Genomic DNA, 13,176 nt, shown 5'->3' with positions numbered 1-13,176 from the left:
AGCTCTAAGAAAGCATTTGAATTCAATAGAGCGAAATTTTGGAATTGCTCAGAATATAAGCGATGAAATGCGCAAATGGCGGCAAGAAGAAACTTCGACATTTTCGCTCGCTGTGCACCCTAGCTATATAGGGGCGGCTTTAACTACATATACTCAGTCGTCTAAAAGCGAGGAATATGGGTTGGCGTTTCTAGGTAAGGCCTCTGCGTTTTCAGAGAGAACATTAAAATTTTCATGCAAGGCAATTTGGTATTTCTCATGCTTCGGATTCAAAATGCTTTGCAGTGAACACAATTCGAGATCTGCAATAGTAAAGATTGAAAAAGAAAATGAATTACATCAGATGGCAGTCATCGGTGCGCACGTACTACAAAAACTAAATTTGAAATATTGGAATTATTAGATGTAAAACGGCAGGAGCAATTGCAAAAAATCATACTTAGCTTATAAAAAAAGAGATCACCTAGTGATCTCTTTTTTGTGGCTATCAATTTTTGCGAAATTCTAAGAGTCCATTGGACACATTAACTTCAATGACATCCTTCGGCCCAAACCGCCCTTCCAGTATCGCCTTCGACAACGGATTCTCGATCTGCTGCTGAATCGCACGCTTCAACGGACGCGCACCGTACACCGGGTCGAATCCGGCTTCTGCAATCTTCTGCAATGCCGCTTCGCTCACATCTAGTGACATGTCCATGCGGGCCAGACGCTGTTCGATGACATGCAGCTGGATCTTCGCGATCGAACCGATGTTCTTTTCATCGAGCGCATGGAACACGACGATCTCGTCGATACGATTGATGAATTCCGGCCGGAAGTGACCTTGCACTTCCGCCATCACAGCCATCTTGATCAATGCCGGATCGCTGCCTTCCATCGACTGGATCTTGTGCGATCCGAGGTTGGAAGTCATCACGATCACGGTGTTCTTGAAGTCGACCGTGCGTCCCTGACCATCAGTCATGCGACCGTCGTCCAGCACCTGCAGCAGCACGTTGAAGACATCCGGGTGCGCCTTTTCGATTTCGTCGAGCAGGATCACGCTGTACGGTTTGCGCCGTACGGCTTCGGTCAGGTAACCGCCTTCTTCGTAACCGACATAACCCGGCGGCGCACCGATCAGTCGTGCGACCGAATGCTTCTCCATGAATTCGCTCATGTCGATGCGAATCAATGAGTCTTCGGTATCGAACATGAACGAGGCCAGCGCCTTGCATAGTTCCGTCTTGCCGACGCCGGTCGGGCCAAGGAACATGAAGGAACCATACGGGCGATTCGGATCGCCGAGACCCGCGCGTGAACGACGGATCGCATCAGAGACGGCAACAATCGCCTCATGCTGGCCGATGACGCGTTTGTGCAATGCGTCTTCCATTTGCAGCAATTTTTCCCGCTCGCCGGTCATCATGCGTGAGACGGGAATGCCGGTGGCGCGCGAAACGACTTCGGCGATTTCTTCCGCGCCGACCTGCGTGCGCACGAGCTGACGGCGCTCCGATGTGTCTTCGCCGGAGACGGCATTCTTCAACTGCGCTTCCAGCTGCGGCAAGGTGCTGTACTGCAGTTCGGACACACGCTGCCAGTCACTCTTGCGCGTGGCTTCTTCCATCTGCAGGCGAACCTTTTCGATCTCTTCCTTGATGTGCTGGCTGCCTTGTGCGGCAGCTTTTTCCGACTTCCAGATTTCTTCCAGATCGGCATATTCGCGGCCGAGACGTTCGATTTCTTCCTCGATCAGTTGCAGCCGTTTTTGCGAGGCTTCGTCCTTTTCTTTTCTGACGGCTTCGCGCTCGATCTTCAACTGGATCACGCGACGGTCGAGACGGTCCATGACTTCCGGTTTGGAATCGATCTCGATCTTGATCTTGGATGCGGCTTCGTCGATCAGGTCGATCGCCTTGTCCGGCAGGAAGCGATCCGTGATGTAGCGATGCGACAGTTCTGCCGCTGCGACGATTGCCGGATCGGTAATTTCCACACCATGATGCAGCTCGTATTTTTCCTGCAGGCCGCGCAGGATTGCGATCGTTGCCTCGACCGATGGTTCGTCGACGAGAATTTTCTGGAAGCGCCGCTCTAGCGCGGCATCCTTCTCGATGTACTTGCGATATTCGTCCAGTGTGGTTGCGCCGACGCAGTGCAACTCGCCGCGTGCCAGCGCGGGCTTGAGCATGTTGCCGGCATCCATCGCGCCCTCAGCCTTGCCGGCACCGACGAGCGTATGCATCTCGTCGATGAAGACGATCGACTGACCTTGATCCTCCGACAGTTCGGTCAATACGGCTTTCAGGCGCTCTTCGAATTCGCCGCGATATTTCGCACCTGCCAGCAGCGACGCCATGTCGAGCGACAGCACGCGTTTGCCTTTCAGGCTTTCCGGCACTTCGCCATTGACGATGCGCTGCGCGAGGCCTTCAACGATGGCGGTCTTGCCGACGCCGGGTTCGCCGATCAGCACCGGATTGTTCTTGGAGCGGCGTTGCAGCACCTGAATCGCACGACGGATTTCATCGTCGCGGCCGATCACCGGATCGAGCTTGCCGATGCGTGCGCGTTCGGTCAGGTCCAGCGTGTATTTTTTCAATGCTTCGCGCTGGCCTTCGCCTTCGGCGGAATCGACCTTGCTGTTGCCACGCACGGCCTTGATGGCAGCTTCCAGCGCCTTGCGCGTCAGTCCGTTTTCGCGCGCGATCTTGCCAGCATCCGATTTGTCTTCGGTCAGCGCCAGCAACACCATTTCGGTGGCGATGAATTCGTCGCCGTGCTTTTGCGATTCCTTGTCGGCGAGATTGAGCAGGTTGCTCAGGTCGCGCCCGATCTGGACTGCGCCACCGGTGCCGGACACTTTCGGCAGACGTTCCAGCGCACTCCGGAGCGCTGTGACCATGCCGTTGATATTAGCCCCCGCGCGCTGCAGCAGCGAACGCGTGCTGCTGTCATCCTGGCTCAACAGCGCAGTCAGGACATGGACCGGTTCGATGTATTGATTGTCGCTGCCTACGGCATGGCTCTGCGCATCGGCCAGCGCTTCCTGCAGTTTGGTTGTGAGTTTATCGAGACGCATTGCATACTCTCCAGAAGAAGATCCGTGATGCAAGGGAAAATTGGGACGGATAACCACTTTTCAAGCAGGGAGTCATCGGATACGTATGACGATGATGCATCCTCGCAACCGCGTGACGGCTCGCTATAGTTTAGGCGGAAAAATGCGTCATGTGGCAAATCCTGCGTGCGAACGCCGCAGAATGCCGCATGAAATGAAGGGGGATTGATTGCGCTCAGCCGGCAGCAGCGCAAAAGTTCAGCGTTTGCCGTCCGGCAGCGCCCACTTGGCAAGCGCAGCATCATCGGTGACGCGCGCATCGACCCAGCGCGCACCTTGCGGTGTCTGTTCCTTCTTCCAGAACGGCGCTTCGGTCTTCAGATAATCGATGATGAATTCACAGGCGTCGAAGGCTTCGCCGCGGTGTGCGGACGTCACGGCGACCAGCACGATCTGATCTTTCGGCAACAGCGGGCCGACGCGGTGAATGACGAGCGCATCAAAAATATCCCAGCGCGCCTTTGCCTGCTCGACAATGCCCTGCAAAGCCTTTTCGGTCATGCCGGGATAGTGTTCCAGTTCCATTTCGGCCACGCTGCTACCGTCGTTGATGTCGCGCACGGTGCCGATGAAAGTAACGACCGCGCCGACCTGCGGGCTGCCCGCACGCAATGCGGCCACTTCCCTGCTGACATCGAAATCTTCGGTTTGTACGCGAATCGCCATGTTGCCTGCCTGCATCCTGGTTGGTCAGCCGCCGGTAACCGGCGGGAAAAACGCGACCTCGCCGCCATCGCGAACCGGCGTATCTGCGTGGGTCATTTCCTGATCGTACGCCATGCGCAAGGCGCGCCCCTCTGCCAGCACTTCGGCCCACTTGCCGCCGCGCTCACGCAAAAATGCGCGCACCCCGCCGACTGTTGTTACGCCCTCCGGCAAGGTTACCGACTCCTGCGAGACGCCCAGTACTTCGCGCACGCTGGCAAAAAATCGAAGTTCAATTTTCATGGCTGCTTCTATCCTGTCTTGCTCAATACATCAAATCGCTGAAGGCGATAAAGCGCACGAGATCGCCCTTCGCAATGGGATTGTTGGGTGGATTGTCAATCAGGCCGTCACCCCATACCGTGGATGTCAGCACGCCGGAACTCTGGTTCGGGAACAAATCCAGTCCGCCATCGGCATTGATTCGCGCACGCAGAAATTCATTGCGCCGATCACCCTTCGCCAGCGTAAAGTCGGCGCGCAACATCAATGCCTTCGGCGCGACATTCTGTACACCTTGCAAACGCAGAATGAATGGACGCACGAACAACAGGAACGTCACAAAACTCGATACCGGATTGCCCGGCAGGCCGAGGAAAAACGCGCGACCCGATTGCGCTGCGCTGTTCACCTCGCCGAATGCCAGCGGCTTGCCCGGCTTGACCGCGATCTGCCACATGTTGACGCGGCCTTCCGCTTCCAGTGCAGGCTTGATGTGATCTTCCTCGCCGACCGACACGCCGCCGGAGGTGATGATCAGATCGTGTTCGGCCGCGGCACGACGCAAGGTTTCGCGCGTGGCGGTCAGTGTGTCCGGCACAATGCCGAAATCGGTGACGTCGCAGCCGAGATTTTCCAGCAGGCCGCGCAGTGTGAATTTGTTCGAGTTATAGATTGCGCCGGGCTTCAGGTCTTCGCCCGGCATCGCCAGTTCATCGCCGGTGAAGAACACGGCAACACGCAGTTTGCGCACGACCGGCAATTGCGCCAGTCCGACCGATGCCGCCAGACCGAGTTCCTGCGCACGCAAACGCGCGCCGGCTTCCAGAATGGTACTGCCCGCCTTGATGTCTTCGCCGGTGCGACGTATCCATTCGCCGGAAGGTGGCGCATGGTTGATCGTCACCACATCGCGCTCGCCATCCTTGCCCGCCACACAGACTTCCTGCATGACCACAGCATCGGCTCCATCCGGCACCATCGCTCCGGTGAAAATGCGCGCAGCACATCCGGCGGCCAACGGCTGACCGACATGGCCGGCGGGAATGCGTTGCGTTACCTGCAGCGTCGCGTTGCCGCTAGCACAATCCGCGGCACGTACTGCATAGCCGTCCATCGACGTGTTGTCCATCGGCGGCACATTCAATTGCGATTGCTGCGCAACTGCGAGGACGCGGCCGTTGGCTTCCAGCGTCGGCAATGTTTCCGTTTCAGAAATGGTGGTTGCACCGGCGAGGAGAAAATCGAGCGCCTCGGCGACACTTAGCATGGGCTTGGGTTGGTTCATGTCAGCTTGCTATAAATCGTGCTGTGGTTCTTGCTTTGGTTCTTGCTTTGGTTCGCACTTTGATTCGTGATGCAAGGATTGTAGCTGGAAGCCTCACACGCCGCCGCGTGACGTTCCGGACGACCCAAGTAGCCAGAGTCGATCCGGTTCACGATTACAGGCCGGTACGTGACGCGATGTAAGCCTTCATTTTTTCGATGTCCGTCGTCATGACATCGAAACGCTGCGGCAGATCCTCGATATTCTCGAAACCTGCCGGACGTTCTGCATCGCGTCCCAGCGCTTCACGAATGGTTTCGTTGAACTTGGCCGGCAAGGCGGTTTCCAGCACGATCATCGTGGTGCCTGCAGTCAGATTCTCGCGTGCCACCTTGACGCCATCGGCCGTGTGCGTATCAATCGTCAGGTCGTATTTTTCATGCAGGTCACGAATCGTTGCGACGCGATCGGCATGCGTCGATTTGCCCGAAACAAAACCGAATTCGGCGATGCGCTTGAATTCGTCACCGTCGCTGCCCGGCTTGCCCGACAGGTCAAAGCCTCCGTGGGTTTCGACCTTGCGGAACAGTGCGCGCACGCGATCGCTGTCGCGTCCCAGCAGGTCGAAAACGAAGCGCTCGAAGTTCGACGCCTTGCTGATGTCCATGCTCGGGCTGGTGGTGTGATAGGTTTCCGCCGACTTGCGCACACGGTAAATGCCGGTGCGGAAGAATTCGTCGAGCACATCGTTCTCGTTTGTGGCGACGACCAGCTTGTCGATCGGCAATCCCATCATGCGCGCGATATGTCCTGCGCAGATATTGCCGAAGTTGCCGGAAGGCACCGTGAATGAAACCTTCTGTTCATTGCTGGTGGTGGCGCTCAGATATCCGCGGAAGTAATAAATGACTTGCGCAACAACGCGCGCCCAGTTGATCGAATTGACGGTACCGATCTTCTGCTTCTGCTTGAACGCGAGATCGTTGGAAACGGCCTTGACCATGTCCTGGCAATCGTCGAACACGCCGTCGACGGCGACGTTGAAAATGTTCGGGTCCTGCAGGCTGAACATCTGCGCGGTTTGGAATGCGCTCATCTTGCGATGCGGAGACAGCATGAAGACGCGAATGCCCTTCTTGCCCCGCATTGCATATTCCGCCGCACTACCGGTATCGCCGGAGGTTGCGCCGAAAATATTCAGTTCCGCATGCTGCCTGGCGAGCGTGTACTCGAACAGGTTGCCGAGCAATTGCATTGCCATGTCCTTGAACGCCAACGTCGGACCGTTCGACAACGCTTGCAGCATCAGCTTGCTGCCGTTCTTTTCTTCGACCAGACGCAGCGGTGTGATGCGCGCGGCTTCTTCGCCGTGACGCGCATTGCGATAGACGTCCGCCGTGTAGGTCTTGTGCGCCAGCGCGTGCAGGTCGGCGTCGGGAATATCGGTCGCGAATTTCTTCAGGATTTCATACGCCAGATCGGCATACGACAGCGTGCGCCATGCGTCGAGCTCGGCTCCGCTCACCTGCGGATATTCAGCCGGCAGATACAGGCCTCCGTCGGGAGCCAAACCACCGAGCAGGATCTGGGAGAAAGACTGAAAAGCAGGCTGTGCAGCGGAATCGCCGCGAGTCGAAATATATTGCATGTCGGAAGATAGGTTGGAGAGCGAAAGCAAGCCGCCATTATAACTGCTGCACTGGTGCTGCTCCCGTGTTTTGCCGAATATCGCGGAGGCGCAGACTTGCCGGCACGCATTATCAAACGGAAAACAAAAAGGCGCCGAAGCGCCTTTTCACATGCAACCGACGATCGGCGATCAACTCAAATGCTCGAGCCGCAACTTAGTTACCTTGCCGAGAACCGTCGGCAATGCCTCGATCTTCTTGATCGCCGCCTCGACGTTTTTCTCCTGCGTCTGGTGCGTCAGCATGATGATGTCCGTCTGCGTTTCGCCCAGTGCCGGCTCCTTCTGCAGCATCGCATCGATCGAGATCGTCGATTCCGCCAGAATGCTGGTGACGTTTGCCAACACGCCAAGCTTGTCCGCCACGTGCATGCGCAGGTAATAGCTGGTTGTCACTTCGGAAATCGGCAATACCGGCGTATCGGTCATCGAATGCGGCTGGAACGCCAGATGCGGAACGCGATGTTCCGGCTGCGCTTCCGCCAGGCGTGCAATATCGACCAGGTCCGCGATGACAGCGGAAGCGGTCGGCTCTGCGCCAGCGCCCTTGCCGTAATACAGTGTCGCGCCGACGGCATCGCCATGCACCAGCACGGCGTTCATTGCACCTTCGACATTGGCGATCAGGCGCTTGGCCGGGATCAGCGTCGGATGCACGCGCAGCTCGATGCCGTTTGGTGTACGTTTGGCGATACCCAGCAACTTGATGCGGTAGCCGAGCTGTTCCGCATAGCGAATATCGACTGCTTCCAGCTTGGTGATGCCTTCCACGTGCGCCTTGTCGAACTGGACAGGAATGCCGAACGCGATTGCCGACATCAGCGTTGCCTTGTGCGCAGCGTCGACGCCTTCGATGTCGAAAGTCGGATCGGCTTCTGCATAACCAAGACGTTGCGCTTCCTTCAGCACCGTGTCGAAATCCAGCCCCTTGTCGCGCATTTCGGACAGGATGAAATTGGTCGTGCCGTTGATGATGCCGGCGATCCATTCGATGCGGTTCGCGGTCAGGCCTTCGCGCAATGCCTTGATGATCGGGATGCCGCCGGCCACAGCCGCTTCGTACGCGACCATCACGCCTTTTTCCTGCGCGGCCTTGAAGATTTCATCGCCGTGTGTTGCGAGCAACGCCTTGTTTGCGGTGACGATATGCTTGCCGTTGGCAATCGCCTTCAGCACCAGTTCCTTCGCCACGCCGTAACCGCCGATCAGTTCGACGACGATGTCGATGTCCGGATTATTGACGACCAGGCTGCCATCCTTGACGACTTCGCACTGCGATCCGACGATTTCCTTTGCACGCGCCACATCGAGGTCGGCCACCATCACGATTTCAATACCGCAACCGGCGCGACGGGAAATCTCTTCCTGATTGCGCTTCAGTACGTTGAATGTCCCTGCACCGACGGTGCCGATTCCTAGCAAGCCTACTTTGATGGATTTCATGATGTCTAATTTTGATACTGCTGAGTGATGCCGCTTAGCCGACAGGGATAACGATTCCGGCCGCATGGACCGGATATGTCGATGAACAATGCCTAACCGGCGCGTCTGCGATATCCGTCGAGGAAATGGGCAATCCGTCCGATCGCCACGGTCAGATCGTCGGAATTCGGCAGGAATACTACCCTGAAATGGTCGGTCGTCGGGCAATTGAAGCCGGTGCCCTGCACGATCAGCACGCTCTCTTCCGCCAGCAACTGGTAGGCAAAATCCTGGTCGTCCGCAATCGGATACATCGCCGGGTCGAGGCGCGGAAACATGTACAGCGCCGACTTCGGCTTGACGCACGTCACACCCGGAATATCGGTCAACAGCTTGTGCGCCAGATCGCGCTGGCGCAACAAGCGTCCACCGGGACCGACCAGATCGTTGATGCTCTGATAACCGCCGAGCGCAGTCTGGATCGCATATTGTCCCGGCGCGTTGGCGCACAGACGCATCGACGCCAGCATGTTCAAACCCTCGATGTAATCCTTTGCATGGCGTTTTTCGCCGGAGACGATCATCCAGCCGGCACGATAACCGCAAGAGCGATAGTTCTTCGACAGACCGTTGAACGTAATGAAAAGGACATCGTCCGCCAGCGATGCCAGCGATGTATGCGTCTCGCCGTCGTACAGCACCTTGTCGTAGATTTCGTCGGCGAACACGATCAGTTGATGCTGACGCGCGACTTCGACGATCTGTTCCAGCAATTCCACCGGATACAAGGCGCCGGTCGGATTGTTCGGATTGATGACGACGATCGCCTTGGTATTCGCATTGATCTTGCGCTTGATGTCGTCGATATCCGGCAGCCATCCCGCCTGCTCGTCGCAGACGTAATGCACAGGCGTGCCGCCAGACAGGCTGACTGCTGCCGTCCACAACGGATAATCGGGCGACGGTACCAGCACCTCATCGTAACTGTTGAGCAGCGCATTCATGCTCATCACGATCAGTTCGGATGCACCGTTGCCGAGATAGATATCATCGATCGTCACGCCGGAGATTTTTTTCTCCTGCGAATACTGCATGATCGCCTTGCGCGGTGCGAACAGACCTTTTGAATCGGTATAGCCGGACGCGTTCGACATGTTGCGGATCATGTCCTGCACGATTTCGTCAGGCGCATCGAAACCGAACGTCGCGAGATTGCCGATGTTCAGCTTGATGATCTTGTGACCGTCTTCTTCCATCTGCCGTGCCTTTTCCAGCACGGGGCCGCGAATGTCATAGCAAACGTCAGCCAGTTTTTTCGATTTTTGAATCGGTCGCACAGCGGTTGTTCCTTGTGATTTTTGCAAAGAGTCGCAAATGCGCTCCAGCGAAATGCCTGCATTTCAAAAACATCGCCGCAACGGACCGGCAATGCGCAGGCATCGAAATAGCGGCCTGTCATGTTGCACCGCGAAAGAGAGTCATTTTGCCGAAACCGACCGATTTTATCAATCGATAAAGCCCGTTTAGCGCCGGTTTACGCCACCGGCCGCATGCTGCTGCACGAAACGCCATCCGAAACGCTAGAATATGCGATCCAATTTCCATCGCCGGAAGATGCATCGCATCCCGGCCAGTGCCATGAAGCTCCACAACACGTCGACCCAGCAATACCAGACCATCACCGCCTACGACGAAGACGGCGTTGAAATCAATCTCGCCCGTTTCGACTACAGTTTGATGGTCATGCCGGAAATGCCGCCCGTCGCGTGGCCTGCCACCTCGTTCGATACATTAACGTCCGAACATTTCGAACAGATCAATGCAGCTGCGCCGGACGTTGTCATTCTCGGCACCGGCGCAAAACAGCGTTTCGTGCATCCGCGCCTGACCTCATCGCTGACCTCGCGCCGCATTGGCGTGGAATGCATGGACAATCAGGCCGCCTGCCGCACGTACAACATCCTGATGGCCGAAGGTCGCAAGGTTGCCCTGGCACTGATCTTCGAGACCTGAGTCGAGGCGTGCGCACGTCACCATCGGTTCGACTGCATCCGTCCGGTATCGCCAGCAGTAAAACTGCTTCCTGCCGAACCGAGGACAAATGAAGGACAGGAATGCCATCGGCATCATGTCGAATTGACATGATGCCGATTTCGTCGTTCCTGCAATTCCCTGACGCAGTTTTCTGATTTAATTTGCTTGAATGTCGAAAAGTTGCCCCCATGTCCATTGTCGGTTGCATCATCTTTGGCATCATCTTGAATAATCAGGCAATAAACACGTCCATCTAACGGACGGATCATCCGCATAGAGAGCGAACCATAATGGATCACGTCAGTACCCAGATCGAACGACCTTCCGCACTCAACATGTCGGTGCCCGAGTTTTCCGCGTCGATGACCAGCGACAAAACTTTCCGACTGTCGGATTACAAAGGGAAAAAAATCGTCCTGTATTTTTACCCCAAGGACAATACGCCGGGCTGCACCACGGAAGGTTTGCAGTTCCGCGATCTGTATCCGCAATTTCAACAGGCCAATGCCGAAATCTTCGGCGTCAGTCGCGACAGCATCCGTTCACACGAAGGTTTCAAGGGCAAGCTGGAGATGCCTTTCGAGTTGATCTCCGATCCGGATGAAACCGTATGCGCACTGTTCGATGTCATGAAAATGAAAAATATGTATGGCAAGAAAGTACGCGGGATCGAACGCTCCACTTTTGTCATTGACGAGTCCGGCAGATTGGTGAAAGAATGGCGTGGAGTAAAAGTGCCTGGACACATCGACGAAGTACTGGAATTTGTGAAGGCCCTTGCCTAGGTTTGCAGAACCCATTGAATTCAAAAGAATTTTCTTTCGATAAAGCCGTTTGCGGATTAGGCCTTGCGCCTTCCCAAACGGCTTTTTTACTTTTCGATTTTGCTCATCGTTTTCCCCGCTCCCTTCCACCTTCTTTTTTAACTGCGCGTTCAACCCTCGTAACCTCGTTTTATCGCTTCAGCATTGTTTGTGTATCTCACGTTTTCAACATTTCTAGATCGAGGTCCTGATGCCACTGCCTAAAATTCCAAGCAAGCCTGCCGCCCTGCTTTCCCCACAAGATTATCCGAAGGCTGACAAGGACAAGATCGTCAAACCGTTGGCATTGATTGAACCGGTCGCACGCAAAATCGAAGCAGCGCCGCCACTCGCGCCACGCGCTAAGATCGACAGAATACCGGTCGAAAAACCGCCTGTCACATCCTCGCCGGTCGCTCTCGCGCCGAAGGCAACCACACGTCGCCCATCCGTCAAGGCTGGCGGCCAGAGCAAACTGTTCGTTCTCGACACCAATGTCCTGATGCATGATCCGACAGCGCTGTTCCGCTTCGAGGAACACGATGTCTATCTGCCGATGATGACGCTGGAAGAGCTCGACAATCACAAGAAAGGCATGTCCGAGGTCGCACGCAGTGCGCGCCAGGTTTCGCGTTCGCTGGACGCACTGGTCAGCGGCGTCGAGGAAAATGAAATCGATGAAGGCATTCCACTGGCCAAGCTCGGCAACAAGGATGCCAAGGGCCGCCTGTTCTTCCAGACCAAACTGCAAAACATCGAACTGCCCGAAGGCCTGCCGGTCGGCAAAGCGGACAACCAGATCCTCGGCGTGGTTCGTGCTCTGGAAACGCAGCAGCCGGGACGCACGATCGTGCTGGTGTCGAAAGACATCAACATGCGCATCAAGGCGCGTGCGATGGGCCTGCCGGCGGAAGAGTATTTCAACGATCACGTGCTGGAAGACACCGATCTGCTCTACTCCGGCATCATGCAACTGCCGGACGACTTCTGGATCAAGCATGCCAAAGGTATGGAGTCCTGGCAGGAGAACAAGTATGGCACCGGCTATACGTTCTATCGTCTGACCGGCCCGGTCGTACCGTCGATGCTGGTCAATCAGTTCGTCTTCATGGAACCGCAAAACGGCGAGGCCTCGTTCTACGGCCAGGTGCGTCAGATCAATGGCAAGACCGCGGTACTGCAGACGCTACGCGACTACACGCATAACAAGAACAGTGTGTGGGGTGTGACTGCACGCAACCGTGAGCAGAACTTCGCGCTGAACCTGCTAATGGATCCGGAGTGCGATTTCGTCACGCTGCTGGGTCAGGCCGGTACCGGCAAGACACTGCTGGCACTGGCATCCGGCCTGGCGCAGGTCCTGGAAACCAAGCTCTACAGCGAAATCATCGTCACACGTGTCACCGTGCCGGTTGGCGAAGACATCGGCTTCCTGCCTGGTACGGAGGAAGAAAAAATGTCGCCATGGATGGGCGCCTTCGATGACAACCTGGAAGTATTGAACAAGGCTGATACCGATGCCGGCGAATGGGGACGCGCGGCAACGCAGGATCTGATTCGCTCACGCATCAAGATCAAGTCGCTGAACTTCATGCGCGGCCGTACCTTCGTCAACAAGTACCTGATCATCGACGAGGCACAAAACCTGACGCCGAAACAGATGAAAACACTGGTCACTCGTGCAGGTCCGGGCACCAAGATCGTCTGCCTCGGCAATATCGCGCAGATCGATACGCCCTACCTGACCGAAGGTTCAAGCGGCTTGACCTATGTGGTCGATCGCTTCAAGAGTTGGAGTCATGGCGGGCACGTGACGCTGGCGCGCGGCGAGCGTTCACGTCTGGCCGATCACGCGAGCGACGTGCTGTAAGTTAATCGCCAATAAAAAAAGCCTGCCAGTCTTGGGACTGGCAGGCTTTTTTCTTGCGGTCAC

11 protein-coding genes are annotated in these 13,176 nt (G+C 56.2%); 4 read left to right on the top strand and 7 right to left on the bottom strand.

Annotation, left to right across the window (positions count from 1 at the left end; genetic code table 11):
* A partial coding sequence (locus VN114_RS06810; protein ID WP_325513293.1) for a hypothetical protein occupies nucleotides 1–403 on the top strand: 403 nt, incomplete at its 5' end.
* A gap of 84 nt (nucleotides 404–487) precedes the next feature.
* Here the strand turns inward: VN114_RS06810 and clpB are convergent.
* The 7 genes from clpB to VN114_RS06775 form a co-directional block, all read right to left on the bottom strand.
* On the bottom strand, nucleotides 488–3,067 hold the full coding sequence (gene clpB, locus VN114_RS06805; protein ID WP_325513291.1) for an ATP-dependent chaperone ClpB: 2,580 nt from the start codon (nucleotides 3,065–3,067) through the stop codon (nucleotides 488–490).
* 237 nt (nucleotides 3,068–3,304) lie between these two features.
* A complete protein-coding gene (gene moaE / locus VN114_RS06800; protein WP_325513289.1) occupies nucleotides 3,305–3,772 on the bottom strand; it encodes a molybdopterin synthase catalytic subunit MoaE in 468 nt (155 codons plus the stop codon).
* A 24-nt stretch (nucleotides 3,773–3,796) separates the two neighbouring features.
* On the bottom strand, nucleotides 3,797–4,054 hold the full coding sequence (moaD, locus tag VN114_RS06795) for a molybdopterin converting factor subunit 1 (protein ID WP_325513287.1): 258 nt from the start codon (nucleotides 4,052–4,054) through the stop codon (nucleotides 3,797–3,799).
* Nucleotides 4,055–4,076: 22 nt separating this feature from the next.
* Entirely contained in the window at nucleotides 4,077–5,318 is a 1,242-nt protein-coding gene (gene glp / locus VN114_RS06790) for a gephyrin-like molybdotransferase Glp (protein ID WP_325513285.1), read from the bottom strand.
* 154 nt (nucleotides 5,319–5,472) lie between these two features.
* Nucleotides 5,473–6,945, bottom strand: a complete 1,473-nt coding sequence (gene thrC / locus VN114_RS06785; protein ID WP_325513283.1) for a threonine synthase — start codon at nucleotides 6,943–6,945, stop codon at nucleotides 5,473–5,475.
* Between the two features lie 171 nt (nucleotides 6,946–7,116).
* Entirely contained in the window at nucleotides 7,117–8,427 is a 1,311-nt protein-coding gene (locus VN114_RS06780; protein WP_325513281.1) for a homoserine dehydrogenase, read from the bottom strand.
* Nucleotides 8,428–8,519: 92 nt separating this feature from the next.
* A complete protein-coding gene (locus VN114_RS06775) occupies nucleotides 8,520–9,743 on the bottom strand; it encodes a pyridoxal phosphate-dependent aminotransferase (protein WP_325513279.1) in 1,224 nt (407 codons plus the stop codon).
* A 301-nt stretch (nucleotides 9,744–10,044) separates the two neighbouring features.
* On the opposite strand from VN114_RS06775, the gene VN114_RS06770 reads away from it, so the two are divergent.
* The 3 genes from VN114_RS06770 to VN114_RS06760 all read left to right on the top strand — a co-directional run bounded on the left by VN114_RS06770 (nucleotide 10,045) and on the right by VN114_RS06760 (nucleotide 13,113).
* Nucleotides 10,045–10,419, top strand: coding sequence for an Mth938-like domain-containing protein (locus tag VN114_RS06770; RefSeq protein ID WP_325513277.1), 375 nt, complete (start codon nucleotides 10,045–10,047; stop codon nucleotides 10,417–10,419).
* Nucleotides 10,420–10,775: 356 nt separating this feature from the next.
* Nucleotides 10,776–11,225 carry a peroxiredoxin gene (locus VN114_RS06765; RefSeq protein ID WP_414694201.1) on the top strand — a complete coding sequence of 150 codons (450 nt, stop codon included), beginning with the start codon at nucleotides 10,776–10,778 and terminating at the stop codon, nucleotides 11,223–11,225.
* Between the two features lie 229 nt (nucleotides 11,226–11,454).
* Nucleotides 11,455–13,113 carry a PhoH family protein gene (locus VN114_RS06760; RefSeq protein ID WP_325513273.1) on the top strand — a complete coding sequence of 553 codons (1,659 nt, stop codon included), beginning with the start codon at nucleotides 11,455–11,457 and terminating at the stop codon, nucleotides 13,111–13,113.
* Nucleotides 13,114–13,176: the final 63 nt, after the last annotated feature.

Source organism: Oxalicibacterium sp., from assembly GCF_035565035.1.
In the GTDB taxonomy this organism is placed as follows: Bacteria; Pseudomonadota; Gammaproteobacteria; order Burkholderiales; family Burkholderiaceae_D; genus Oxalicibacterium.
Note: the sequence above shows the minus strand (reverse complement) of the source record. Positions and strands in the feature narration are given on the sequence as shown.

What these genes read in the sequence shown, in the direction of transcription:
- clpB (WP_325513291.1), bottom strand. Translation starts at nt 3,067, where the DNA reads ATGCGTCTCGATAAACTCACAACCAAACTGCAGGAAGCGCTGGCCGAT.
- moaE (WP_325513289.1), bottom strand. Translation starts at nt 3,772, where the DNA reads ATGGCGATTCGCGTACAAACCGAAGATTTCGATGTCAGCAGGGAAGTG.
- moaD (WP_325513287.1), bottom strand. Translation starts at nt 4,054, where the DNA reads ATGAAAATTGAACTTCGATTTTTTGCCAGCGTGCGCGAAGTACTGGGC.
- glp (WP_325513285.1), bottom strand. Translation starts at nt 5,318, where the DNA reads ATGAACCAACCCAAGCCCATGCTAAGTGTCGCCGAGGCGCTCGATTTT.
- thrC (WP_325513283.1), bottom strand. Translation starts at nt 6,945, where the DNA reads ATGCAATATATTTCGACTCGCGGCGATTCCGCTGCACAGCCTGCTTTT.
- VN114_RS06780 (WP_325513281.1), bottom strand. Translation starts at nt 8,427, where the DNA reads ATGAAATCCATCAAAGTAGGCTTGCTAGGAATCGGCACCGTCGGTGCA.
- VN114_RS06770 (WP_325513277.1), top strand. Translation starts at nt 10,045, where the DNA reads ATGAAGCTCCACAACACGTCGACCCAGCAATACCAGACCATCACCGCC.
- VN114_RS06765 (WP_414694201.1), top strand. Translation starts at nt 10,776, where the DNA reads ATGTCGGTGCCCGAGTTTTCCGCGTCGATGACCAGCGACAAAACTTTC.
- VN114_RS06760 (WP_325513273.1), top strand. Translation starts at nt 11,455, where the DNA reads ATGCCACTGCCTAAAATTCCAAGCAAGCCTGCCGCCCTGCTTTCCCCA.